23 protein-coding genes and 1 pseudogene are annotated in these 24,479 nt (G+C 75.1%); 21 read left to right on the top strand and 3 right to left on the bottom strand.

Annotated features, from left to right (window positions below; all coding sequences use genetic code 11):
* The first annotated feature begins 78 nt into the window (after positions 1 to 78).
* The 17 genes from ACGFZK_RS30685 to ACGFZK_RS30605 all read left to right on the top strand — a co-directional run bounded on the left by ACGFZK_RS30685 (position 79) and on the right by ACGFZK_RS30605 (position 20,122).
* The gene (locus ACGFZK_RS30685; protein WP_393852111.1) at positions 79 to 3,255 is read left to right on the top strand and encodes a hypothetical protein; all 3,177 of its coding nucleotides are present in this window, start codon (positions 79 to 81) and stop codon (positions 3,253 to 3,255) included.
* Entirely contained in the window at positions 3,252 to 3,998 is a 747-nt protein-coding gene (locus ACGFZK_RS30680; RefSeq protein WP_393852110.1) for a DUF4255 domain-containing protein, read from the top strand. The genes ACGFZK_RS30685 and ACGFZK_RS30680 overlap by 4 nt, the downstream gene beginning before the upstream one ends.
* A complete protein-coding gene (locus ACGFZK_RS30675; RefSeq protein ID WP_393852109.1) occupies positions 3,995 to 6,088 on the top strand; it encodes an AAA family ATPase in 2,094 nt (697 codons plus the stop codon). Before ACGFZK_RS30680 ends, ACGFZK_RS30675 begins: the two co-directional genes overlap by 4 nt.
* A 170-nt stretch (positions 6,089 to 6,258) precedes the next feature.
* Positions 6,259 to 7,818, top strand: a complete 1,560-nt coding sequence (locus ACGFZK_RS30670) for a phage tail sheath subtilisin-like domain-containing protein (protein WP_393852108.1) — start codon at positions 6,259 to 6,261, stop codon at positions 7,816 to 7,818.
* Positions 7,819 to 7,856: 38 nt separating this feature from the next.
* Positions 7,857 to 8,297, top strand: a complete 441-nt coding sequence (locus ACGFZK_RS30665) for a phage tail protein (RefSeq protein ID WP_393852107.1) — start codon at positions 7,857 to 7,859, stop codon at positions 8,295 to 8,297.
* The gene (locus tag ACGFZK_RS30660; RefSeq protein WP_393852106.1) at positions 8,294 to 8,791 is read left to right on the top strand and encodes a hypothetical protein; all 498 of its coding nucleotides are present in this window, start codon (positions 8,294 to 8,296) and stop codon (positions 8,789 to 8,791) included. The genes ACGFZK_RS30665 and ACGFZK_RS30660 overlap by 4 nt, the downstream gene beginning before the upstream one ends.
* Entirely contained in the window at positions 8,788 to 8,946 is a 159-nt protein-coding gene (locus ACGFZK_RS30655; protein ID WP_167739575.1) for a DUF6760 family protein, read from the top strand. The genes ACGFZK_RS30660 and ACGFZK_RS30655 overlap by 4 nt, the downstream gene beginning before the upstream one ends.
* 4 nt (positions 8,947 to 8,950) lie before the next feature.
* The gene (locus ACGFZK_RS30650) at positions 8,951 to 11,857 is read left to right on the top strand and encodes a hypothetical protein (protein WP_393852105.1); all 2,907 of its coding nucleotides are present in this window, start codon (positions 8,951 to 8,953) and stop codon (positions 11,855 to 11,857) included.
* A gap of 34 nt (positions 11,858 to 11,891) precedes the next feature.
* Positions 11,892 to 12,317, top strand: a complete 426-nt coding sequence (locus ACGFZK_RS30645) for a phage tail protein (protein WP_030710062.1) — start codon at positions 11,892 to 11,894, stop codon at positions 12,315 to 12,317.
* 64 nt (positions 12,318 to 12,381) lie between these two features.
* On the top strand, positions 12,382 to 13,107 hold the full coding sequence (locus ACGFZK_RS30640) for a LysM peptidoglycan-binding domain-containing protein (protein ID WP_393852104.1): 726 nt from the start codon (positions 12,382 to 12,384) through the stop codon (positions 13,105 to 13,107).
* On the top strand, positions 13,104 to 14,921 hold the full coding sequence (locus tag ACGFZK_RS30635) for a VgrG-related protein (RefSeq protein ID WP_393852103.1): 1,818 nt from the start codon (positions 13,104 to 13,106) through the stop codon (positions 14,919 to 14,921). Before ACGFZK_RS30640 ends, ACGFZK_RS30635 begins: the two co-directional genes overlap by 4 nt.
* Positions 14,922 to 14,978: 57 nt before the next feature.
* A complete protein-coding gene (locus ACGFZK_RS30630) occupies positions 14,979 to 15,296 on the top strand; it encodes a PAAR domain-containing protein (RefSeq protein ID WP_393852102.1) in 318 nt (105 codons plus the stop codon).
* Complete coding sequence (locus ACGFZK_RS30625) at positions 15,296 to 15,718, top strand: GPW/gp25 family protein (RefSeq protein WP_190184825.1); 423 nt, start codon at positions 15,296 to 15,298, stop codon at positions 15,716 to 15,718. Before ACGFZK_RS30630 ends, ACGFZK_RS30625 begins: the two co-directional genes overlap by 1 nt.
* Positions 15,718 to 17,697, top strand: a complete 1,980-nt coding sequence (locus tag ACGFZK_RS30620; protein ID WP_393852101.1) for a putative baseplate assembly protein — start codon at positions 15,718 to 15,720, stop codon at positions 17,695 to 17,697. The genes ACGFZK_RS30625 and ACGFZK_RS30620 overlap by 1 nt, the downstream gene beginning before the upstream one ends.
* Positions 17,694 to 18,257 carry a phage tail protein gene (locus tag ACGFZK_RS30615; protein ID WP_393852100.1) on the top strand — a complete coding sequence of 188 codons (564 nt, stop codon included), beginning with the start codon at positions 17,694 to 17,696 and terminating at the stop codon, positions 18,255 to 18,257. Before ACGFZK_RS30620 ends, ACGFZK_RS30615 begins: the two co-directional genes overlap by 4 nt.
* A gap of 518 nt (positions 18,258 to 18,775) precedes the next feature.
* On the top strand, positions 18,776 to 19,522 hold the full coding sequence (locus ACGFZK_RS30610; protein WP_393852099.1) for an NADase-type glycan-binding domain-containing protein: 747 nt from the start codon (positions 18,776 to 18,778) through the stop codon (positions 19,520 to 19,522).
* Between the two features lie 39 nt (positions 19,523 to 19,561).
* On the top strand, positions 19,562 to 20,122 hold the full coding sequence (locus ACGFZK_RS30605; protein WP_393852098.1) for a GNAT family N-acetyltransferase: 561 nt from the start codon (positions 19,562 to 19,564) through the stop codon (positions 20,120 to 20,122).
* Here the strand turns inward: ACGFZK_RS30605 and ACGFZK_RS30600 are convergent.
* Positions 20,106 to 21,002 carry an NADP-dependent oxidoreductase gene (locus ACGFZK_RS30600; protein WP_393852152.1) on the bottom strand — a complete coding sequence of 299 codons (897 nt, stop codon included), beginning with the start codon at positions 21,000 to 21,002 and terminating at the stop codon, positions 20,106 to 20,108. The genes ACGFZK_RS30605 and ACGFZK_RS30600 overlap by 17 nt on opposite strands.
* A 128-nt stretch (positions 21,003 to 21,130) precedes the next feature.
* On the opposite strand from ACGFZK_RS30600, the gene ACGFZK_RS30595 reads away from it, so the two are divergent.
* Both ACGFZK_RS30595 and ACGFZK_RS30590 read left to right on the top strand, forming a co-directional pair.
* The gene (locus ACGFZK_RS30595) at positions 21,131 to 21,547 is read left to right on the top strand and encodes a winged helix-turn-helix transcriptional regulator (protein WP_393852097.1); all 417 of its coding nucleotides are present in this window, start codon (positions 21,131 to 21,133) and stop codon (positions 21,545 to 21,547) included.
* Between the two features lie 42 nt (positions 21,548 to 21,589).
* Complete coding sequence (locus ACGFZK_RS30590) at positions 21,590 to 22,318, top strand: Mut7-C RNAse domain-containing protein (RefSeq protein WP_393852096.1); 729 nt, start codon at positions 21,590 to 21,592, stop codon at positions 22,316 to 22,318.
* A gap of 35 nt (positions 22,319 to 22,353) precedes the next feature.
* Here ACGFZK_RS30590 and ACGFZK_RS30585 read toward each other — a convergent pair whose 3' ends face one another.
* Complete coding sequence (locus tag ACGFZK_RS30585) at positions 22,354 to 22,845, bottom strand: hypothetical protein (RefSeq protein WP_393852095.1); 492 nt, start codon at positions 22,843 to 22,845, stop codon at positions 22,354 to 22,356.
* Positions 22,846 to 23,018: 173 nt separating this feature from the next.
* Here ACGFZK_RS30585 and ACGFZK_RS30580 point away from each other — a divergent pair.
* Together ACGFZK_RS30580 and ACGFZK_RS30575 are read left to right on the top strand one after the other, a co-directional pair.
* A pseudogene (locus ACGFZK_RS30580) lies at positions 23,019 to 23,276 on the top strand (YnfA family protein); the annotation flags it as partial.
* 63 nt (positions 23,277 to 23,339) lie between these two features.
* Entirely contained in the window at positions 23,340 to 24,104 is a 765-nt protein-coding gene (locus tag ACGFZK_RS30575) for an SDR family NAD(P)-dependent oxidoreductase (protein ID WP_393852094.1), read from the top strand.
* A gap of 57 nt (positions 24,105 to 24,161) precedes the next feature.
* Here ACGFZK_RS30575 and ACGFZK_RS30570 read toward each other — a convergent pair whose 3' ends face one another.
* On the bottom strand, positions 24,162 to 24,335 hold the full coding sequence (locus ACGFZK_RS30570; RefSeq protein ID WP_393852093.1) for a hypothetical protein: 174 nt from the start codon (positions 24,333 to 24,335) through the stop codon (positions 24,162 to 24,164).
* Positions 24,336 to 24,479: the final 144 nt, after the last annotated feature.

Below are 24,479 nucleotides of genomic sequence, written 5' to 3'. Positions count from 1 at the left end.
CCTGCCGGCCGTACGTGCCGGGCCGCAGAGTGGCGGGGTCATACGTGAATGCTGTACCGGACTGTGAGGTGGACCGTGATGGGCACGGGTGGCTCCGGCAGTCGTCGACGCCGCTGGGGGAGGGCCGGCGCACCACTGCTGCTGCTGGTCCCCCTGCTCGCGGTGACGGCGGCCACCGGCCCGGGCGACGCCGAGGCGCGCCCCCTGGCGGCCGACGCCGGTGACGGCCGGGTCGTGTACGCCGGCACGCGCCACCGCAGCCTGGGCCGGGTGGGGCCCGGCACGTCCCCCACCAGCGCCCCGCTGTTCGGTGCGGGCCCGGTCCACCTGGACGTCCAGCCCGCCGCGCTGGGCAACCAGTTGGTCTTCGCCGGCCGCCGCGACGAGAAGACCCCGCAGGTCTACCTGCGGTCCCCGGACGGCTCGGTGCGCCGGCTGACCAGCGGCCTGGACGTCGCGAACCCGCGGCTGACCCCCGACGGGCGGGCGGTCGTCTTCGACTCGGCCCAGCGCGCGGGCAGCGGTGGCGTGCAGCGCGACCTGTGGCTCGTGCGCGCCGACGGCTCCGGCCTCACCCGGCTGACCGACACTCCCGCGAACGAGGAGCACCCCACCGTCTCGCCGGACGGCGGACGCCTGGCCTACTCCTCCGACGGCGACCGGGCCGCCGGACGGCAGGTCTACGTACGCCCCCTGCGGGGCGGCGCCGCCACCCGCGTCACCGACCCCGCCAACGGCAGGGCCACCGAGCCGGTGTGGAACCCGGTGGACGACGCGACGAACCGAGACGTGATCGCCTACACCGCAACCGGAGACTCCGGGCCCCGCCTGCGGTGGACGAACGGGCGCACGGACGGGCCGCTGCTGGCCGGCGCCCAGGCCGGCTGGCGTACCCGCGGGGCAGCCTGGCTGCCCGACGGGAACGGGCTGCTCTTCCTCAGCCCGGACCGCACCTGTGACTGCAAGGGCGACTGGGACCACGTCTTCCGGGTGCCCGCGCACTCGGCGGACACCCCCGAGCTCGTACTCAGCGAGGACCGCGAGGTCGGCTCGCCGACCTGGCTCGGCCCCCTGAAGGGCGGCGGCGCGGTGGTCGAGCGGACCTCGGCGGCCGGGCCGCACGTGGTGACGCTGCAGGACGCCCGGATGGACGGCTCCGACCCCCGCGACCTCGGCCTGACCATCCTCAAGGAGGACCCGGCGGCCGACACCAACAGCGACCCCGCCAAGGACCCGCTGTTCCAGCCGGCACCCGGCTTCGACCCGTGGACCGAACGGCAGAACTACACGCCCGACGGGCGCCGGATCGTGCTGACCCGCTTCGAGGACACGCCCGACGGCCGGATCGAACGGATCTGGACCGCGGACGCCGACGGTACCCACGAGGCGGCCCTGCCGCTCGCGGGACGCGGCCCCAAGGACTGGGACACCGACCCGGCGTTCTCCCCCGACGGCCGGTTCCTGGCCTTCACCCGGACCTCGCCCGGTGGCGTCGGCGGTGACACGGGCCTCGCCCGCATCCTGATCGCGGACGCCGCCACCGGAGCGATCCGCGGCGAGATCACCCCGCCCGCCGGCCAGGCCCGGAGCGGCGACGCCCAGCCCACGTGGTCCCCCGACGGCACGACGCTGGCCTTCACCCGCAACCTCGTGATCAACGGCGGTGGCGGCAACAAGCACATCTGGACCGTGCCCGTGGACCACCTGGACCGGCAGCGCGACCTGAGCGCGACCCTCTGTCCCGGTACCTGTGAAGTCATCGACGACAGCCCCGCGTTCTCCCCGGACGGCGCCACCATCGCCTTCAACCGCAAGAACGGCGGCGGCCGCGTCGACGAGCGCAGCGGCATCCTGCTCGCCTCCGCGGTCGGCGGTGCCTGCCGGGTCCTGCTGCCCGACGCCGCCCGCGACGTGCCGGGAGCCTGCGGCCGGGAACTGCCCGAACCCACGGCCAAGGGGCCGTTCCAGCCGCGCGACGCGGCGTGGACCGCCGACGGCAAGAGCCTGGTGCTCAGTGCCCGCGGCTCACGGGCCCCCAACAGCCCGGAGAAACTGAAGCTGGTGGACGTGGCCTCCGGTGACCACAGCCTGCTCGTCACGGGTCTGCCGGGCCGCCAGAAGGAGCCCGGCGTACAGCAGTCGGTGGACCTCGCGGTGCGGGCACCCGAGAAGAGCGCGCCGCTCACCGTCGGCGGCTCCGCCCCCGTCCGGGTGGACGTCGTCAACCAGGGTCCGGCGGCCTCGCCCGGTACCCGGCTGACCGTCGCGCCCCCGCTCGGCGTGAGCGTCACCGCGCTCACCGCACCCGGCGCCACGTGTGACGCGGCCGCGCTCACCTGCACCCTGGGCGTGGTGCGCCCCGGCGCCACCGTCCCGGTGACCGTCACCCTCACCGGTGTCACCCCCGGGGACCAGCCGGTGGACTGGTCGGTGACCGGCACCGTGCTCGACCCCCGGCCCAGCGACAACTCCGGCCGGACCGTGGTGCCGGTGCGCGAGGCACCCGTACCCCCGAAGCCGACCCCCACCCCGCCGACGCCGACCCCGGCCCCGCCCACTCCGGCCCCGCCGACCCCGGCCCCGCCGCAGCCGGAGCCGCCCGCACCCACGGCCGGCCCCGGTCTGAGCGTCACGGCGCAGCCGAACCCCGGCTACGTGGGCGGCCGCGTCGTCGTCACGTACACCGTCCGCAACGGCCGCAACGCCCTGGCCACCGGTCTGCGGCTGCGCATCGGCCTCCCGCAGGGCGTGCCCAGCGCCGGGCCGCCGCCGGGCTGCGACCGGAACTGGGAATGCGCCCTGCCGGACCTGGCGCCGGGCGCACGGACCGTCCTGCGGGTCGTCCTCAACCCGGACAAGGCGCTCACCGCGCCGGTGACCGGCAGTCTGACCACGACCGGCACGGATGCCGACCCCGGTGACAACACCGCCCGGCAGCAACTGCGCATCCTCCAGCCGCGCATCGTCGCCGTGCCGCCGATCGGCAGGCCCGGCTTCGTCACCTCGGTGCGCGGCGAGGACTTCCCGCCCGGCGTGCCGGTGCGGTTCACGTGGAAGCCGGGCATCACGGCAGCGGCGGCACCGACCCTTCCCCAGCGCGACGGCACGTTCATCGGCCAGTTGCTGATCCTGGCCAAGGACCAGACGGGCCCCCGTGTCATCACCGCGAACGGCCCCGGCTTCTCGCCGGTGCAGACCGGCTTCCTGGTGGTCAACGGCTCGGTGCAGCCGCCCGACGAGGTGTCCCGCCGATGATCCACGAAGTCGACGAGGGGCTGCGCCGGCTGCTGGCGGAGTCCGGTCTGGAGGCGTCGGGCGTCGAGGTGGTCTTCGACGCCCCGACGAGTGACTGGGCGGCGCGCCGCAGCGCGCCCACGGTCTGCGTGTTCCTGTACGACATACGCGAGGACCACGCCCGGCGCGGCAGCGGCGGGGGCGAGGTGTACGACGCGGACGGGTTCGTCGTGGCGCGCCGCACCCCGCCGCGCTGGTTCGAGCTGACGTACCTGGTCACCGCGTGGGCGAGCCGGCCGCAGGACGAGCACCGGCTCCTCTCCCAGGTGCTCTCCACCCTCGTGAACACCGACACGCTGCCCCCGCACCTGCTCACCGGCACGCTCGCCCGACTCGGCCTGCTCGTGGACGTGGACGCGGGCGGCACCGGCACGGACGCACCGGCCGCCTCCGACGTGTGGTCGGCGCTCGGCGGCGACCTGAAGCCGTCCCTCGGGCTGCGGGTGAAGGCACCGCTGGCGGGCGTCAGCAGCGTCACGGCCCCGCCGGTCACCGAGGGGCTCGTCGTGAACTCCGTACCGCAGGCCGCACCGGACGGGACCGGGGGCGGGGACGCCGGTGCGGGCACGGGCGCGGGCACGGGCGCGGGCAGGCGCCGGCTGCGCTACACCGAGCTGGGCGAGCCGGGAGCGGAGGGCTTCGGCGGATCCCGGGAACGCCCGGGCGCTCCCGCCCGCCGCCGGCGGGGGGAACGGCAGCCGTGACGCACACCCTGGAGCCGGTGGCCGCGCCCGCGGCCCCGGCCGACACCACCCCGTACCTGTGGACACGGCTCCGGCTCGTCGAGGAGCGGGTGCGCCGGGCGGTGGAGCTCCGGCGGGCCGTCGATCCCGACCCGGACGACCCCTACCGGGGCCAATTCCTCACGCCCGAGGCGGTCGCCCGCATCCTGGACGCACCGCACGGCCCCGGCCTGCCCGCGCTCGCACCGGGCGCGCCACCGTCCGGCTCGCCGCTCGGCGTCCTCGCCGCGCGCTTCGCGCTGGATCCGCTCGACGTGGACCTGCTCCTGGTGGCCGTGGCGCCGGACCTGGACGCCCGCTTCGAGCGGCTCTACGGCTACCTCAACGACGACCTGACGCGTCGCCGGCCCACCGTCGGCCTCGCCCTCGAACTGTGCGGCCGCACCGGTTCGGCGGCCGCGCGGCTGCGGCTCTCCCCCAGCGCACCGCTCGTCGCGGGCGGTCTGCTGGAGGTCACCGAGCCGGAGCGGCCGCCCCTGTCGAGGGTGCTGGCCGTCCCGGACCGGGTCACCGCCCATCTGCTGGGCGACGCCTCGCCCGACCCGCGGCTGGCCGAGGTGCTCGGTCAGGCCCACGAGGACCCGGCCGTCGACCCGGACGAACTGCGGCGGGCCGTCGCCGCGGCCGGCAGCGGCACCCGCCACGTCCACCTGCGGTCCCGCGGCGGCGATCCGGAGGGCCTGGCCGCGGCCGCGCTGCACGCCTGGGGGCCGGGTCCCCTGGCCCTGGACACGGCGGCCCTGGCCCGGCACGCCGGTGCCGTGCCCGAACTCGCCCGGGCCGCCGCCCGCGAAGCCCGCCTGACGGGCGCCGGTGTGCTGCTGGGTCCGATGGAGGAACTGCCCGGCCGACCCGACGAGCGGGCCCGCCTCCTGCGCACGCTGTGCACCGCGCTGCGCGGCATCCCCCTGTTCACCTATGGAACGAGCGGCTGGGAACCCGCCTGGGCGGCCGACACCCCCGTCACCCTGACGGTGGCGGCTGCCACCCCCGACCGGCACGTCACCCGCTGGCGGCACGCCCTGGAGGGGGCTGCCGCAGGACGTGGCACGGACGGGGACATCCCGGCGCTGGCCCGGTCGGTGTCCGCGCACCGGCTCGACGCCGGGCAGTTGCGGCGCGCCGCCGAGACCGCGGTGCGCACCGCAGCCCTCGACGGGCGGCCGCTCTCCCCCGCCGGGCTGCGCACCGCCGTACGGGCCCAGAACGGCGCGGGGCTCGCCCGTCTCGCCCGCCGGGTGGAGCCCGCGGTGGGCTGGGACGACCTGGTGCTGCCGGCCCCCACCCACCGCCGGCTGCGTGAACTCGCCGTGCGCGCCCGCCATCGCGACCAGGTGCTCGGGCAGTGGGGCATGCGGCCCGGCGGCGGGCGCGGGCGCGGGGTGATCGCACTGTTCGCCGGGGCCTCCGGCACCGGCAAGACCATGTCCGCCGAGGTGGTGGCGGCCGACCTGGGCATGGACCTGTACGTGGTGGACCTGTCCACGGTCGTCGACAAGTACGTCGGCGAGACCGAGAAGAACCTGGAGCGGATCTTCACCGAGGCGTCGGCCGTCAACGCGGTGCTGCTGTTCGACGAGGCCGACGCGATCTTCGGCAAGCGCTCGGAGGTGAAGGACGCCCACGACAAGCACGCCAACATGGAGTCGGCCTACCTGCTCCAGCGGATGGAGTCGTTCGACGGCATCGCCGTCCTCACCACCAATCTGCGGGCCAACCTCGACGAGGCGTTCACCCGCCGCCTGGACGTGGTCGCGGACTTCCCGGTGCCGGACGCCGCCCAGCGCCTGGCCCTGTGGGAGCGGTGCCTCGGCGACCGGCTGCCCCGGGCCGGCGACCTCGATCTCGGCTTCTGCGCGGACCGGTTCGAACTGGCCGGAGGCTCGATCCGGGCCTGCGCCGTGACGGCCGCCTACTTCGCGGCCGCGTCGGGTGAACCGCTGACCATGGGCCAGGTGGTGACGGCCGTCGCCCAGGAGTACCGCAAGCTCGGCCGCCTGGTCCTGGAGGGCGAGTTCGGGCCGTACCTGGGCCAGGTCACCGGCGTGTGAGCCGGGGCCGGCCAGCGGGCGGGAGGCAGTGCCTAACCGGTCCGGCGGGGGCGACCGGGAGGGCAGCGCACTTGCCCCCGGCCAGGTCCGAACGCCCTTGTCCCGGGCGGCGGCCGACGGAAAGGCTGTGGTCAGACCTGATTGCGCAGCTGTGACCCGAAGGAGCGAGCATGCCGACGTACCTCACCCCGGGCGTGTACGTGGAGGAGGTGCAGTCCGGTGCTCGCCCGATCGAAGGAGTCGGCACCGCCGTCGCCGCGTTCGTGGGGTTCGCCCAGAGCGGCCCGTTCCACGAGCCCACGCTGGTCACCAACTGGGACCAGTACTCCCAGCACTTCGGCGGCTTCACCGAGGGCACCTACCTGCCGCACGCCGTCTACGGGTACTTCGCCAACGGCGGCGGCGCCGCGTACGTGGTCCGCATCGGCGGGCCGGCCCAGGACGCCTCCGCACCGGCGGCCGTGGGCACGGTCCCCCAGCCCCGCGCCGCGGAGCCGGTCGAGCTCGGCGGCTTCCTGATCGCGGCCCGGCCGGGCGTCACCGGAGTGTCCGTGGAGATCGCCGAAGCGGAGGGCGAGAGCCCGGCCGAGGACCGCTTCAGGGTCCTGGTCCGCCAGGGCGAGCAGGTCGCCGAGAGCTACGAGGTGTCCGCCCGCAAGAACGTCAAGGGCTACCTCGTCACCCAGGCCCGCGCCTCGAAGCTGATCGAGGTCACCGAGCAGCGGGGCGCGACACAGACCCGGCCCGCCGGGCAGACCGTCGTCGTGCCCGACGCCGCCGCCATCTCGCCCGCTCCGGCCGGCGGCAACGGCGTGGCCCGGCTCGACCCGGCCGAGTACGTCGGCGACTCCGCCGCCCGCACCGGGTTCGCCGGTCTGGAGACCATCGACGAGATCACCATGGTCGCGGTACCGGACCTGATGAGCGCCTACCAGCGCGGCGACATCGACTCCGAAGGCGTGCGCACCGTGCAGCTCGCGGTGATCTCGCACTGCGAGCAGATGGGCGACCGGGTGGCCGTCCTGGACACCCCGCCCGGCCTCTCCGCGCAGCAGGTACGCACCTGGCGCAACGACGAGGCGGGCTACGACTCCCGCTACGCCACCCTCTACTACCCCTGGGTTCGGGTCTTCGACCCGGCCGCCGGGCGCAACACGACCGTCCCGCCGAGCGGCCACGTCGCCGGTGTGTGGGCGCGCAGCGACGCCGAGCGCGGTGTGCACAAGGCCCCGGCCAACGAGGTGATCCGCGGCGCGGTGGACCTGGAACTGCGCCTGAGCAAGGGCGAGCAGGACCTGCTCAACCCGATCGGTGTGAACTGCGTACGGGCCTTCCCCGGCCGGGGCATCCGGATCTGGGGCGCCCGCACCCTCTCCTCGGACCCGGCGTGGCGCTACCTGAACGTGCGCCGCCTCTTCAACTACCTGGAGGAGTCCATCCTCCTGGGCACCCAGTGGGTGGTCTTCGAGCCGAACGACGACCGGCTCTGGTCGAGCATCCGGCGCAACGTCACCGCGTTCCTCACCGAGGAGTGGCGCCGCGGCGCGCTGTTCGGCCGCACGGCGGCGGAGGCGTTCTACGTCAAGTGCGACCGGGACAACAACCCGCAGGAGTCGATCGACCAGGGCCGCGTGGTCTGTGAGATCGGTGTGTCGCCCGTCAAGCCCGCCGAGTTCGTGGTGTTCCGGCTGGCCCAGTTCTCCGACAGCACCAGCCTCATCGACGAATGACCCTCCGGGGCAGCAGCAAGGAAAGGTGAAGGACAGTCATGGCAGAGGGCGATGCTCTTTCCACCCATATCTTCGGCGTCCAGCTCGGCGGCTACCTGGTCGAATCGGTCCAGGAGATCAGCGGCCTGACCGTCGAGGAGGAGGTCGTCGAGGTCCGCCAGGTCAGCGCGGAGGGCAAGCAGATCATCCGCAAGCAGCCCGGCGCACGGCAGGCGGGCGAGGTCACGATCACCCGGGGACTCGACAAGAGCAGCGAGTTCACCAAGTGGATCAAGGAGACCCTGAACAACGGGGCCGTCGACACCGCGCGGCAGAACCTCACCATCGAGATCAAGGACTCCACGGGTGCGACGGTCCGCCGCATCCAGCTGATGCAGGGCTGGGCCTCCAAGTGGGAGGGCCCCTCCCTCAAGGCCGGCGAGTCCGCCGCGGCCACCGAGTCCGTGACCATCGTGTTCGAGGAGATCATCGTCGAATGAGACGCCGTACGGTGACGGCGGGCAACCTGGAGGAGATCCTCCAGGTCACTGCGCCCGCGACGGCCCCGGAGCAGGCGGCGGCGCCTCCGGCCGCCGCCGCTCCGGCGGGGCGCGAGGACCACGGGCTGCGGACGGAGTTCGAGTTCGAGCTGCCGCGCGGGTACGTCGACGAAGCGGGCACGGTGCACCGGCACGGCTCGATGCGCCTGGCCACCGCCCGCGACGAACTGCGCCCCCAGATCGACCTGCGGGTCAAGGAGAACCCGGCGTACCTGAGCGTGGTGCTGCTCAGCCAGGTGATCACCCGGCTCGGCACCATCACCGACGTGCACGCGGGGATCGTGGAACGGATGTACGCGACCGACGTCGCGTTCCTCCAGGACTTCTACCGGCGCGTCAACAGCGAGGGACACACCCGCGCGGCGGTCACCTGCCCGCATTGCGAAGGCGGCTTCGAGGTCGACCTCTCCGGTGGGCGCCTGGGGGAATCGTGACGTACGCCCTCCCCCGGCTCAGGGAGGAGATCGCGTACATCGCCTACCACTTCCACTGGCAACGCGACGAGATCCTCGACCTGACCCACGGCGAGCGCCAGGAGTGGGTCACCGAGATAGCTCGAATCAACACCCGTGTGAACGAAGGCGGTTGAACGCATGGCATGGCGGGACAGGCTGCGTCGGCGTGCCGCCGTGCCGGAGGCCGCGACCGCGGCGCCGGTGGCCCGGAACACGGCCGCCGCACGGGAGACCGGTGTACCCGGCGACTGGGACGGCGGCTGGCGCATGACGGCGCCGCCCGCACTGACCGTGTCGCGCGCGGCCATCGGCGTCAGCGACGGGCTCGCCTTCCGGTCCGGTCTGGCCGCATGGCGCGATCCGTCGTTCGACACCGGGCTCGCCCACGCCCTGCTGCCGTCCGCCCCGGCCGGCCTCGTGCACGGGGTCACCCGCCCCGCCGGCCCCCGCACCTCCGCGAGCGGCGGCGGCCCGCTGCTGCTGCGGGCGCTGCGGCAGCCGCACGAAGCGGAGCCGTCCGGTGCGGGCGACACCCCGCAGATCTCCCGACGGGTACGGCCGGACGCCGCCCCGTCCGGTGCCACGCCGCCCCGGCCGGGCGGCCCGGGCACGGATCCGGTGGTGTCCGGACCGGCCGCGTCCGTGCCGGACTCCGTGCCGCCGTCGCCGTCCCGCGGGGGCGCGTCCACGCACGCCGTGGCCGTACGCGGCACGCCCGCTCCCGCCGTGCAGCGGGCCGGGGCGACGGGCAGCGGCGCGGCCGTTCCCCCTGCCGCACCCGGCCCCGCGCCGAAGCCTCCGCGGTTCCCGCTGGTCCGCCGCATCGCAGTGGTCCCCGACGCATCGACGGCCCGGGCGGCCTCCGCCGGGGCCAGCGCCCCTGCGCCCTCCGGCCCGCCGGTCCAGCGGGTCGCGACGGGATCCTCGTCCGCCCCGGCGGCCGCCGGGGTCCGGCCGCGCGCCGTCGGCCGTACGCTGACCGTCGCCCGGGTTCCCGCCACGCCCCGGCGCCGTGTGCCCGCCGTCCGGCCCGCCCCCGCGCACACGACCACGTCCGCCCCGGTCGCGCCGGTGCAGAGCGCGGGCGGCCGAGCGCCGCTCGGCACGCCCGTCACCGAACTGCCGCCCACGGCCCCGCCGTCGGGCCACCCCGCAACGGCCCCCGCACCCGCCCCGGCCCTGCCGGTGCTCCAGCGCCGGGCAGAGCCTGCGCCCGAGGGCGCCGCCGCGACGACATCGACCGGCCAGTCCGCTCATGCGGCCACCCCCGGCGGCCCGGGCCCGCAGCACCGCACGGAGAAGCCTGCCGCGAGCACCCCGGCACCCGTGCGGCGTGCGGGAAGCCGCCCGCCACTCGGCGCCCCCCTGAGCGAAGTTCCTGCCACGGCCGCGCCGTCGGACCGCCCGGCATCGGCGCCGGCGCCCGCCCCTGCGATGCCGATGGTCCAGCGCCGGGCCGAACCCCCGGCCGCCGGTGCCGCCGCACCGGACACCAAGGGTGCGAAGCCCTCCCCGCAGGACCGCGCGGAGGAGCCCGCCGCCTCGACACCGCTCATGGCGCGGCCCTCAGCAGACCCGGACGCACCCGTGCAGCGCGCGCAGACCCGCGCACCGCTCGGCACCCCTGCCGCCGAACTGCCGCTCGCTGCCGCGCCGTCGGACCACCCCCCGACGGCCCCCGCGCCCACCCCGGCCCTGCCCGTAGTCCAGCGCCAGGCCGAGCCCTCGGCCGGCGCAGACACGCCCGTGCAGCGCGCGGGAAGCCGCCCACCGCTCGGGACCCCCCGCGCGGAACTGCCCGCCACCGCGACACCGCCGGACCGTCAGGCGGCGCCCCCGGCACGCGGCGCGGCCCCTCCTGACAGCAGCGGGCCGGAGCCCGCCGCAGGCGCCGAGGCGGCCGTGCAGCGTGCGAGGACCCGCGCACCGCTCGGGGCACCCCTCACCGAACTGCCCGCCACAGCCGTGCCGTCGGGCCGCCCCGCACCGGCCCCCGCGCCCGCCCCGGCGATGCCCGTCGTCCAGCGGCAGACAGAGCCCGCGGCCGGCCCCCAGGCCGACCGCGGGTCCGGCCCGGGACGGCCCACGCCACGCGTCCGCACCGGCCTGGGGGCGCCGCTGCCCGCGCTGCCGCCCAGCGCGGCGCCGCCCGCTTCCGCCTCGTCCCGGGCCCGGGCGGCCCGGCCCGCCTCCCCCGCCGACGTACAGCGCGCGCCCGTGCCCGGTGCGCCGGCGCTGCCCACGGATCATGCGCCCGTGCTGGGGGCGGCCTCTGCCGCCCGCCGCGCTCCCCTGACCGGCGGCCCCGGTGCACCCCCCGGGGCCGCCCACCCGGTACCGCTCGTCGTTGCGCGCCAGGTGACCGACCCGAGCACGGCCCCGCACCTCACCGGGGACACCACCGCGTCCCGCACCCTCCAGCTCCTGGCGGCCCGGCCGCTGCCCCTCGGCACCCGTGACATGGGGAGCGCAGCCGGCCCCGCCGCCCGCCCGGCGAGCCGTCCCGTGGTCCCGGCCCGCTGGTCCGCCCCGCCCACCCCGCACGCCGCACCACCCCAGGTCCAGCGAGCCGCGATGGCCGGGCCGCGCGGAACGACTCCGCCGCCCGCAGTGCGTCCCGTACGTGCCGTACATGCCGTGCGCCCCGCAGCGCCCGCGGCACCCACCCGCGCCGCGGCCACCCCCCTCCCCGTGACCGGCCCGCACGCACCGCCGCTCGTGGTCCAGCCGGCACCGGCCGCGTCGCCGGCGCAGCCCGTACCCGTCGTGCGCCCCAGGACACCGCCCCCCGCCGCCGCCCCGGTGGCGACCGGCCCCGCGCCACCGGCGCCGGTGCAGCGCACCCCGGGCGGGCCCCGGACCGGCCCCGGGCCGGCCGGGAGCGCCGGGCCCGCCCCGGCCGACCGGCACACGGCACCGCAGGTCCCCGACTCCGATCTGGACGATCTCGCACGCCGCCTGCTGGATCCGGTCTCCCGTCTGCTGCGCACCGAGTTGCGGCGCGGCCGGGAACGCGCGGGCCGGCCCTTCGACGGCCGTCGCTGAGAACACGTACGAACGAGAAACGGACGACGGACCGATGACGGACAACATCTTCGCCACCAGCGTGTTCTTCCGGCTGGCGATCGGCGGCAACGACCTGGGCGCCTTCCACACCTGCTCCGGCATGGGCGCCGAGGTCGAGATGGAGAGCTACGCCGAGGGCGGCAACAACGGCTTCACCTGGCAGCTGCCGGGCCGCGTGACCTGGTCGAACATCACCCTCACCCGGCCCGTCACCGCAGACACGGCGAAGATCGGCCGCTGGCTGGACGAAACGCTGCGGCGGGTCGAGCCCAAGGACGGGGAGATCGTGGCACTGCGTCCCGATCTCAGCCGGATCATCAGCTGGCAGGTGTTCGGGATCGTCCCGGTCCGGTGGCAGGGGCCGTCCTTCGATCCCGCCAACTCCGCGGCAGCCGTGGAGACGTTGGAGATCGCCCACCAAGGGCTGCTGCCCTCCTGACCGCCCGGCACCCCGCCCGTATCCGTCCCCGTACGCCGCCCCCGCTCCGGAAGGGATCCACGCCATGGCCTCATCGGCACGCGCCAGCCGCGCCAGGGCCCAGCTCACCCTCAAGGAGCCCCCGACCTCGGTCGGGGCCAAGCCGGGCGGGGTGATCGCGAAGCTCGATCTCCAGTTCAACCCGTCGACCCTGCAGTTGGGCAAGACCACCGAGTGGCGGCGTTCCCCGTCCCGGATGGCCGGGCAGTCGGCGCTGCCCGAGTTCGTGGGCAGCGGTCCGCGCACCCTGAGCCTGGAGGTGTTCCTGGACGCGACCGCCACCCACGACAACTCGGTGGAGCAGGCGGTGGAGAAGCTGATGAAGGCGTGCGTGCCGACCCCGGCCAGCCTCGGCCGCAAGAAGCCGGCGAGCCCCTGGGTGCGGTTCGAGTGGGGCAGCGCGCGGACGACGTCGTTCGACGGGGTCCTGTCGAACCTGTCGGTGTCGTACACGCTCTTCGACGTGGACGGCAAGCCGCTGCGGGCCACCTGCTCGCTGTCCATCGAGGAGGCGAGCGTCGACCCGCCGGGCCAGAACCCGACCTCCGGCTCACGCACCGCCCGCAGCACGCACATCGTGGTGGCGGGCGACAGCCTGGCGATGCTCGCCTGGCGCGAGTACGGCGATGCGACGGCCTGGCGGGCCATCGCGGAGGCCAACAACATAGACGACCCGATGGCCCTTGTCCCCGGCACCGAGATCGTGGTGCCCGGCACGCTGGACCAGCACGGCGAGGAGGAGCAGCGGTGAGCGGGTCCGAATCCGGAGGCCGGTCGTTCGCGGCCGACCCGATCGTGGAGGCCCCCGGCGAACTGCCGCCGATCTGGGCGGCACAACTGGTGAGCTGCGTGGTCGACGAGAACGTGGGTCTGCCGGACACGGCCGTGCTCACCTACCGCGACCCCGACCACGAGTTCCTGCGCGCCACCGGCATCACCATCGGCTCCCCGCTGCGGGTGTCGGTGATGACGGTGAAGGGGCAGGCGCGGGAGCGGCTGTTCAACGGCGAGGTCACGGCCCTGGAGATCGACCGGGACCGCACCGGCTCGTTCACCGTCGTCCGCGCCTACTCCAAGGCGCACCGCCTCCAGCGCGGCCGCAGGGTCGTGGCGTACCGGAACATGACGGCCGCCGCCATCGTCCGCAAGGTGGCCGCCGGAGCGGGCCTTGCCGTCGGGAAGGTGGAGGCGGCGCCGGTGACGTACGAGCAGCTGTCCCAGGCGAACGTGTCCGACTGGGACTTCCTGCAGTACCTCGCCGGGGAGAGCGGCGCGCAGGTGCGCGTCGACGACCAGGGGCTGCTCCAGTTCACCCGGCCGGTGAAGGCGTCCGGGGCGCCCGCCCCGTCCACGTCGGCCGTCCGCAGTCCGATGGTCCTGGAGTACGGGAGGAACCTCCTGGCCCTGCGGGCCGCGCTGTCGGCCGCCGACGGCTCCTCGACCGTGCAGGTGCGCGGCTGGGACGTGACCACCAAGCGGCCACTGGTCGCCCAGCAGCCGTCGGTGGTCAGCGACACGGTGGTGCCCGGCCTCAGCCCCGCGCTCGCCGCGCGCTTCGGCAAGTCGGCCGTGGCCGTCACCGACACTCCGTACCGTACGCAGGCCGAGACCACGGCGGTCGCGAAGGCGGCGGCGGACCGGATCAGCTCCGGTTTCGGCGAGCTGGAGGCGGTGGCCGAGGGGAACCCGCTGCTGCGGGCCGGCAAGGCGGTGGCGCTCGGCAACGTCGGGCAGGCGTTCTCCGGCCGGTACACGGCGACGGCGGTGCAGCACGTCCTGGAGCCGCACGGCGGCTACCGCACCACCGTGTGGGTCAGCTCCAGCCCGGACCGCTCCCTGGCCGGCCTGGTGACCGGCGCCAACGCGCCGGGGCGCGGCCCCCGCATCCCGGGGCTCGCGATCGGCGTGGTGACGGACGTGCGCGAGCCGAACGGTTCCGAACGCGGCGCCGTGCGGCTGAAGTTTCCCTGGCTGGACGACACCTACGTCACCGGCTGGGTGCGCACCGTCCAGTGGGGCGGCAAGGGCGGCGGCGGTGTGGTGAGCCCCGAGGTCAACGACGAGGTGCTCGTCGGGTTCGAGCAGGGACTGCTCGACAGCCCGTACGTCATCGGCGGGCTCTACAACGGCGTGGACCAGCCCTCACCGCACGACGTGCCGCTGATCGACAAGACCAGCGGAAAGGTCAACCGCCGCTCGGTGGTGTCACGTTCGGGCCACCGCGTGGAGCTGCTGGACGCGGCGGCGCCGGGCCCTTCCGGACTGCGGCTGGTGACCGGGGACGAGCGGCTGGAAGTACGCATGGACGACCGCCGGGACCGCATCGAGCTCACCGTGTACGCGGGGCGGGGCCGCCCGCTGACCTCGGTCCTCCTGGACAAGAGCGGCATCACCCTGGACGCCGGCAAGGGCACGGTGAAGGTGTCCGGCCGGCAGGTGGACATCGACGGCTCCGCCGGGGTCAGCATCGGCGGCCGGTCGGTGCGGGTGAACGGAACCTCGGACGTCACCGTCAACGGCGGCCTGCTCGCCGTCCTCAAGGCCCGGCTCATCCGGATCAACTAAAAGCCCTTCCATGTCACTTGCCCTTCCACCCCGGCCCCCTTCCCCGAGGAGCACCCGATGCCAGCCGCAGCCCGTACGGGCGACCCCACCAACCACGGTGGCCGGATCGCCACGCCGCCGCCCGGCGCCGCCGCGGCGGTCGCGACGGTGCTGATCGGCGGGCAGCCCGCCGCCGTCGTGGGAAGCCTGCACGTCTGCCCGGTCCCGCCGCACGCGGCAACGGGACCGGCCAACGTGCTCATGCCGAACCCGGCCGCCCTCGCCGCGGGCGCGGTGCTCATCGGCGGGCTGCCCGCCGCGCGGGCGCGCGACCAGACCGCGTGCGGCGCGATGGTCCTGACCGGCGCCGTGAACGTCCTGATCGGCGGTGTGTGATGAGCGAACGGTTCATCGGGCGCGGCTGGGCGTTCCCCCTGCGGGTCGGGCCGACCGGCGGGATCGCCATGGTCGAGCGGGAACGGGAGCTCGAGGAGGCCATCCGGCTGGTCCTGGGCACCGCTCCGGGGGAGCGGCCGATGCGGCCCGAATTCGGCTGCGGCATCCACGAGTACGTGTTCGCCCCCGGCGACGGCGACACCGCCGGGCGCGTCGCCCAGCAGGTGCGCGAGGCCCTGGAGCGCTGGGAACCCCGGATCGCGGTGGACGAGGTCGTCGTGGCCTTCGACGCCGTGGAGGCGGGCACCCTCTACATCGACGTGCACTACACGGTGCGCACCACCAACGACCGGCGCAACCTGGTCTTCCCCTTCTACACGATCCCCTCCGAGGAGGGGGCCGAGGAAATGGTCGCGGACTGATGGCGCTGCCCTCCCCCAACCTGGACGACCGACGGTTCCAGCAACTCGTCGACGAGGCGAAGCGGTACGTGCAGCAGCGCGCGCCGGAGTGGACCGACCACAACGTCTCCGACCCGGGCGTCACCCTGATCGAGACGTTCGCCTACCTCGTCGACCAGCTGCTGTACCGGCTGAACCGGGTCCCGGACAAGAACTACCTGGCGTTCCTGGACCTGTTGGACATCCAGCTGTACCCGCCCTCGGCCGCCGTCGCCGACGTCGACTTCTGGCTGTCGGCCCCGCAGCCCGACACGGTGACGCTGCCCGCCGGCACCGAGGTGACGACCGCCGCCGGTGAGTCCGAGGAAGCCGTGGTGTTCGCGACCACCGGCGATCTGCGCATCGTGCCGTCCGAGTTGACGCGCCTGGTCACCGCACCCCGCACCGGTGACATGACCGACCGGACCGGTGCGCTCGCCGAGGGCCGCGACATACCGTGCTTCCAGGCGACGCCCGAGCCCGGCGACGCGCTGCTGTTCGGCCTGCCGACGGCGGTACCGCGCTGCGTGGTCGCGGTCCGTCTCGACAGCCGCGTCGAGGGCGTCGGTGTCGACCCGCGCCAGCCCCCGCTGGTGTGGGAGGCATGGGACGGCGGCCGGTGGCAGCGCTGCGAGACCGACTCCGACAGCACCGGCGGCCTCAACCGGCCCGGTGAGGTCATCGTGTACGTACCCGCCGGGCACACCGCATCGCTGCTGAGCGGCACCCGCGCGGGCTGGCTGCGCTGCCGGGTCACCGAGCCGGAGCCCGGCCAGCCGTTCTACTCGGAGTCCCCGACCGTGCGCGAGGCCGCCGTCTTCACCGTCGGCGGCACGATGACCGTGGAGCACGCCGAGCGGGTGAACGAGGTACCGCTCGGCGCGTCGGAGGGGGTGGCGGGGCAGACCTTCCGGCTCGGCCGCCCGCCCGTGCTGCTCGACGGGGAACCGCCGGTGGTGGAGGTGTCCTCCACCGAAGGATGGCAGCGCTGGGAGGTGGTGGAGCACTTCGGCCGCTCGGGTCCCGACGACCGGCACGTGCGTGTGAACGCCACCACCGGCGAGTTCGCGTTCCCGCCCGTGCTGCGCGAGGCCGACGGCACCCTGCGGCCCTGCGGCGCCGTGCCGCCCAAGGGCTCCCAGGTCCGCGTCGCCCGCTACCGCACCGGCGGAGGCCCTGCGGGCAACGTCTCGCGCGGCGCGATCTCCGTACTGCGCAGCTCCGTCCCGTACGTCGCCCGGGTCACCAACCGGGAGGCGGCGCGCGGTGGAGTCGCCGGGGAGACGATCGACAACGCCAAGCTGCGGGCACCGCAGACGCTGCGCATGCAGGAGCGCGCGGTGACCGCCGAGGACTACGAGATCATCGCCCGCCAGGCGGCGCCCTCGGTGCGCCGGGTCCGCTGCCTGCCCGCCACGGACGCGACGGGCGGACCGGCCGGCGCGGGCGCGGTACGCGTACTGGTGGTGCCGGACGCGGTGGCCGACGAGGGCGACGACCGGCTCCGCTTCGAGCAGTTGATCCCCTCCGACCAGGTGCTCACCTCGATCACCACCACCCTCGACGAACGGCGCCTGATCGGCACCCGCCTCGTCGTGGAGCCGCCCGTCTACCAGGGCGTCACCGTGGTCGCCCGGCTGTCGGCGCCCGCCCCGGACGCCGACCGGGTACGCGAGGCGGCACTGGCCGCGCTGTTCCGCCACCTCAACCCCCTGCGCGGCGGGCCCGACGGCGCCGGCTGGCCGTTCGGACGGCCCGTCCAGTACGGCGAGGTGTTCGGCGTACTGCAACGCGCCATCGGGGACGTCCTGGTGGAGGAGATCCGGATGTTCGCCGCCGACCCGATCACCGGGCGGCGCGGCGCCCCCGTCGACCGGATCGACATCGGAGCGGGCTCGCTGGTCTTCTCCTACCAGCACCAGGTGGTCGTGACGGAACCGGAGAAGGGGGTGCACCGATGAACCGAGCCGCCGTCCCCGGCCTGCCCAGCCGGCACCCGATCGGCGGGCAGCTGCCCGCGCTGTACGCCGACGACGACTTCGCCCAGCGGTTCACGGCGGGGCTGGACACCGTTCTCGCCCCGGTGTTCACGACCCTCGACAACCTGCCCTCCTACTTCGACCCCCGGCTCGCCCCGGCCGACTTCCTGTCCTGGCTGGCCTCCTGGGTGGGCGGCATCGACGACCCCGGGTGGCCCACCGGGATACGGCGCGAGGCGGTGGCGCGCGCGGTGGAACTGCACCGCTGGCGCGGCACCCGGCGCGGCCTGACCGAGGCCCTGCGCCTGGTGCTGGGTGTGTCCGCCGAGGTCAGCGGGGACGGCGGGGCCGCGTGGTCCCGTACGGCCGGTGCCGAGCTGCCCGCCGCTCCGGCCGGCGAGGTCCTGGTCCGGGTGTGGCCGTACCGCGAGGCCGCGGTGGATGCGGACCGGGTCCGCGCGCTCGTGCGCACCCTGTGCCCCGTCCACACGGTCTGCCGGGTCGAGGTCCTGTCCGGGCCGCCCGCAGGCGAAGGGAAGTGACAGTGGTGCGTGCGTGTCCCGTGTGCGGGTCGTCCAACGGCGTGACGGACGACTTCTGCGGCAACTGCGGCGCCTACCTGGGCTGGTCGGGCTCGGCTCCGGCGCGGAGCCCGGCCGCTCCGGAGGCCGGCGCCCCCGACCCGGCCGGCGACGCCCGACCCGCGGCAGAGCCGCCGGCTCCGCCCGCCGAGACGGGCTCGGCCCGACCTGCGCCCGGCAGGGCCGGGTCGGCCCCGGCTGCTCCCTCCCGAGCGGAGTCGGCCCCCTCCGCACCCCCCGCGGCAGAGCCGCCGGCTGCGCCCGCCGAGACGGGCTCGGCCCCTGCGGCAGAGCCGGCCCCTCCGGCGCCCTCCGGGGGACAGTCGTCCGGCCCCGCGGCGACGCCCAGCGCAGCGCGGCCGCCCCACGCACCACCGGCACCTGACGCCCGGCCGCCGGCCGCCGCGGAGCCCGCTGCCCGCCCACCCGCCGCCCCCGCGGGAGCGGCCCCGCAGGCCGTCCGGCCCGCGAAGGCCGCCGTGCCGCGCCCGGTCGTGCGCCCCGCCGCGGTGAGCGACGACGACGTGTCCGGCGTGCCGTGCCCCGCCTGCCGGACGCCCAACCCGCCGGACCGCCGGTTCTGCCGTCGCTGCGCGGCTCCGCTGACGCCCACCACCGCACCGGCTTCCCTGCCGTGGTGGCGGACGGTTTGGCCGTTCCGCCGCCGCACGCGCGCGGGTTCGGGCCGTACGACGCGCTTCCTGGTGGTCCTGGCCGTCGTACTGGCCCTCTGCGCGGGCGGCTTCCTGCTGCTGCCGGCCGGACGCCACCTGATCGAGGACACCCGCGACAAGCTCGGCAAGGCCAAGGCGGTGACCGCCGCCCGCATCGAGGCGAGCGCCGAGGTACCCGGGCATCCGGTGGGTGACGCCACGGACGGGCTCAGCAACCGCTACTGGGGCACGCCGGGCCCCGGCGCCTCGGTGACGTACACCTTCGCCAAGCCGTTCCGCCTGGTCGACGTGATCATCACCAACGGCGCCTCCTCATCGCCCGAGGAGTACGCGAAGCAGGCGCGGGCGCTCCAGATCGACATGGAGGTGACGGCGCGGGACGGCCGGAAGGTCCACAGGAAGCTCGCCCTGAGCGACAAGCCCGGACCCCAGACGTTCCCCACCGGCATCAGCGACGCCATGACGGTCCGGCTGGTCCTGGAGGCACCCGCCGGGGCGGCGCCGGACCGCCATCTCGCCCTGGCGGAGGTGGAGTTCTTCCAGCGGAGCTGACGGCCCCCGGACGGGACAGGACCGCAGTAGCGTGTCCGGATGGAGACACACGTACGACTGGAAGCCTGGTCCGCGGGGGACTTCTGGCTGCTGGAGCGCAAGAACGAGCCGGCCATGACCGAGTTCCTCGGCGGCCCCGAACCGGCCGCGAAGCTCGTCGACCGGCAGCGGCGCTACGAGGCCCTGAGCGCGCGGGAGCCGGCCGCCGGACGGATGTTCCGCGTGGTGTGGACACCCGCCGGGGACGAAGGCGCCGAGAGCGTCGGCTCCGTCGGCTTCTGGGAGCGGGCTTGGCAGGGCGAGCCGGTCTACGAGGCCGGCTGGGGCATCCTGCCCGAGTTCCGGGGCCACGGGCTGGCGGTCGCGGCGCTGACGGAGCTCCTGGCGTACGTCCGCGTCCACGGCACCCGCGACAGCGTCCACGCCTTCCCGGGCACCGACCACCCGGCGTCCAACGCCGTGTGCCGGCGGGCCGGCTTCGAGTACCTGGGCGACGTCGACTTCGAGTACCCGCCCGGAGTGCCCCACCCGAGCTGCGACTGGCGCTACCGGGTGGGGCGGCCGCAGGGCGCGGTGGGCCCGGTCACGCCGTCAGGATGATCCGGCCGCGGACCCCCGCGGTCCCGAGGCGGGCGTGGGCCTCGGCGGCCTCGCCGAGCGGGAAGGTGGCCGCGACCCGGAGGGTGAGCGCACCCGCGTCGACCAGGGCCACCAGGCGGGCCAGGTGCGCCCCGTCCGCCGCGACCTCCTGCTCCTCGACCCGGATGCCGCGCTCCGCGGCCGGGGCGTGGTTCGGGATCAGGCCGACGTAGACCCCGCCGTCGCGGACGGAGTCCAGCGCGGTCCCGCCCAGCACGGCCGCGTCCAGGACCCCGTCCACGGGCCCGGCCGGAGCCGCGCCGCGCGGCACGAAGCCGGCCGCACCCAGGGACCGCAGGAGCTCCTCGTCCTCCGGGGCCGCCAGGGCCGTCACCACCAGGCCGGCCCGGGCGGCGAGTTGCACGGCCAGGCCGCCGACCACGCCCGCGGCTCCGGTGATCAGCACCGAGGCCCCGGGGGCGAGCCCCAGCAGGTCCACCGCGCGGGCGGCGGTGAGACCGGCGAGCGGGAGCCCGGCGGCGGTCACGGCGTCCACGGTGGCCGGCGCGGCGGCGACGGCGGTGGCGTCGAGGACCACGTACTGCGCGTGCGTGCCCAGCGGCTTCACCGGCCCGTAGTGCAGTCCGACGACCAGGTCGCCGGCATGCCAGCCGGTCACGCCCGCGCCGACCTCGTCGATCTCGCCGGCCACGTCCCAGCCGAGGCCGAGCCGCTGTCCGGCGCCCCCGAAGATCCCGGCGCGGACCGCGCCGTCCACCGGGTTGAGGCCCGCCGCCGCGACCCGGACCCGGAGCTGGCCGGCCGCGGGGCGGGGCGCCGGCACTTCGGCCAGGAGGACCTGCTCCGGGCCGCCGAACTCCGTCACGACGGCCGCCAGCATCGTCTGCTCGCTCATCTTCGTCTCTCCCCTTGGTCGGTTGTTCTCCTGAGCACTAACCTAGGGAGAGGTACTCTCTTTTCGTAAGTACGCACTCCAAGGTGCGTACCCGACCCGGAAGTGGGGCACCCATGGCCACCAGCACCGCCGCGGCCCGCCGCGAGGAAGCCCGTTCCGCTTACGACGCGTTCCTCAAGGAGTGCCCCACCAGCCAGCTCCTGGCCCGGATCAGCGACAAGTGGGTCGGCCTCGTCGTCAGCGCCCTCGGCCAGGCCGAGGACCGCACCATGCGCTACAGCGACCTCGGCCGCAAGATCCCCGGCGTCAGCCAGAAGATGCTCACCCAGACCCTCCGCTCCCTCGAACGCGACGGCCTCGTCACCCGCACCGTCACCCCCACCGTCCCCGCCCGGGTCGACTACCGGCTCACCGACCTCGGCAGCAGCCTCGGCTGCCTCCTGTCCTCCGTGAAGCTCTGGGCCGAGAACCACTTCGACGAGGTCAGCGCCCATCGCGACAGCTACGACGAGACCGCCGCGACGTCATAAATTCAGCCGCGACCAGCGCCCCCGCAATGGCATGCTGACAGGGTGAACGGACCCGGTATTCAGCTCACCCTCGCCCCCGAACTGCGCCTCTTCGCCCCGCCCAGCCGGCGCGCGGACCGCGTACCGACCGTGACCGACGGCGCGTCCAGCCTCGGCCACGTCGTCGAATCGGCCGGCGTCCCGCTCACCGAGGTCGGCCGCCTCCTCGTCGACGGCCACGAGGTGCCCGTCTCCTACGTGCCCCAGGACGGCCAGAGCGTCGAGGTGCTCGGGGTCGAGCGGCCCCAGCAGGTCCCCGGCGCCCCGCTCCGCTTCCTCCTCGACGTCCACCTCGGCACCCTCGCCCGCCGCCTGCGCCTGCTCGGCGTCGACGCCGCGTACGAGAACGAGGACATCGGCGACCCCGCCCTCGCCACCCGCTCCGCCGCCGAGCAGCGCGTCCTGCTCTCCCGCGACCGCGGACTGCTGCGCCGCCGCGAGCTGTTCGCCGGCGCGTACGTCTACAGCGACAACCCGGACGAGCAACTGCGCGACGTCCTCAGCCGGTTCGCGCCCGCGCTCGCACCGTGGACCCGCTGCACCGCCTGCAACGGCCCCCTGCGCGAGGCCGACAAGGAGAGCGTCGGCGACCGCCTGGAGCACGGCACGCACCGCTCCTACGACGTGTTCGCGCAGTGCGCCGAGTGCGAGCGCGTCTACTGGCGCGGCGCCCACCACGCCCGCCTGGAGCGGATCGTCGACGAGGCCCTGGTGGAGTTCGGCTCGGCCTAAGGGCTGCCTTTTCCGGATCTTCGGGCGGGCAGGGCCTAGAAGGCGTAGGTGTCGCCCGTGTCCAGGGCCAGCACCACATGCTCGTTGTTGGTGAGGTCCCGGTCCGTCGCGCCGCCGTTCCACCACGTGTCGACCCGCATCACCACCTCCGGCGCCGGCTCCCGCAGCTCCAGCAGCAGCCCGATGTGCCGCCCCCGCCCGTGCAGCGGCAGCGGTCCCGTCTCGCACACCACCTCGCGCAGACCCGCCCGCGCGCAGCCCTCCGCCAGCGCCTGCCGGTCCGCGAGCTCCGCCGACAGCCGCACCCGCACCGTCGCGTTCGGCAGCGCGGCGGGCCCGTCGTTCTCCGGGACCAGCCAGACCCGCAGCCGCGCCCCCGACAGGGTCACCCGGCCGTGGTAGGCCACATCGGCCTCCGGCTCGTTCGACGCCGGCACACGCGCCGACGCATGCGCCGGCCCCTGGGCCCCCGCCTGCGCCCACGCCGACCCGGGAACACCCGCGCCGAGCGCCAGCAAACCCGCCACCACCACACTCCGTACGGCACCACGGCGCACCGACACCACCTCCTCGCGCGCAGGCTAGCCAGCAGCGCCACCGACCGGTCGGACCATCACACGAACGAGGGCGGGCCCACCCCCATCTGCCGTGCGTACCTTTGAGCCATGCCGATCGCCGGCCTCGCCCGCTCCGCCGGCATGGCGTGCGCGCACCAAGGGGCTGGGCCTGGATCGGCGTCGGCGTGATCGCCCTCGGCCTCTACGGCTTCGTCGCCACCCTCCAGCCCCAGGGCGACTTCGCCCGCGTCCTCGCCGCCTACGACGGTGTCTTCGTCGCCGGGTCCCTCGCCTGGGGCGTCGTCGCCGACGGCTACCGCCCCGACCGCCGGGACATCGCCGGGGCCCTCGTCTGCCTCGCCGGAATGGCCCTGATCATGTACGCCCCGCGCGGCCGCTGAGCCGCGCCCGTGCCGCCTATGCTGGCGGGTAATCGCCCGTACGAACGACCGAGGAGCCCGCACATGAGCACGGCCGCCACCCGAACCGCCGTAGTCACCGGCGCGAGCAGCGGCATCGGCGCGGCCACCGCCCGGCAGCTCGCCGCAGCCGGCTACCACGTCGTCCTCACCGCCCGCCGCAAGGACCGCATCGAGGCCCTCGCCGCCGAGCTGACCTCCGCCGGCCACTCCGCGGCCGCGCACGCCCTCGACGTCACCGACCGCGCCGCCGTCGACGCCCTCGCGGCCTCCCTCGACCGCTGCGACGTACTCGTCAACAACGCCGGCGGCGCCATCGGAGCCGAGCCCGTCGCCACCGGCGACCCGGCCGACTGGCGCACGATGTACGAGGTCAACGTCATCGGCACGCTCCACGTCACCCAGGCCCTGCTGCCGGCCCTCATCGCCTCCGGCGACGGCACGGTCGTGATCCTCTCCTCCACCGCCGGCCACTCCACCTACGAGGGCGGGGCCGGCTACGTCGCCGCCAAGAACGGCGCCCGCGTCCTCGCCGAGACCCTGCGCCTGGAGATCGTCGGCCGGCCCGTCCGCGTCATCGAGATCGCCCCGGGCATGGTCAAGACCGAGGAGTTCGCGAAGACCCGTTTCCGCGGCGACGCGGAAAAGGCGGAGAAGGTCTACGCGGGCGTCGCGGAGCCCCTGTCCGCCGACGACGTGGCCGACACCATCACCTGGGCGGTGACCCGCCCCAGCCACGTCAACATCGACCTCCTGGTGGTCCGCCCCCGCGCCCAGGCCTCGAACACGAAGGTCCACCGCGAGCTCTAGGCCGGGCCCGGCCGCACGAGGCCCGCTACACGAGGCCGGCCGCCTTCAGGTGCGGCATCAGGGCCGCGGGCTTCGCCCCGCGGCCCTCGCCGCGTCCAGGGCCCGCCGGAGGTCCGCCGCCGGCGTCGGTGCGAAGTGCAGCAGCACGATGTCCCCGGCCTGCAGCCGCGGCGTGGGCTGGGTCCCGCCCCAGGTGGTGAAGTCGTGCGTCCGCGTGATCAGCGCCTTCACCCCGCACGCCTTCGCCGCGACCCGCAGATCTCCACATGCCGCACACCCTGGTCTAGGCCAAAATGCGGGTCAACCCTCATGCCTCAAGCGGAAGTTGGCGCCCCGCACCCTGGGCCCGTATGGGTGAATGCACACGGAATGTCG

Source organism: Streptomyces sp. NPDC048257, from assembly GCF_043201855.1.
GTDB lineage: Bacteria > Actinomycetota > Actinomycetes > Streptomycetales > Streptomycetaceae > Streptomyces.
Note: the sequence above shows the minus strand (reverse complement) of the source record. Positions and strands in the feature narration are given on the sequence as shown.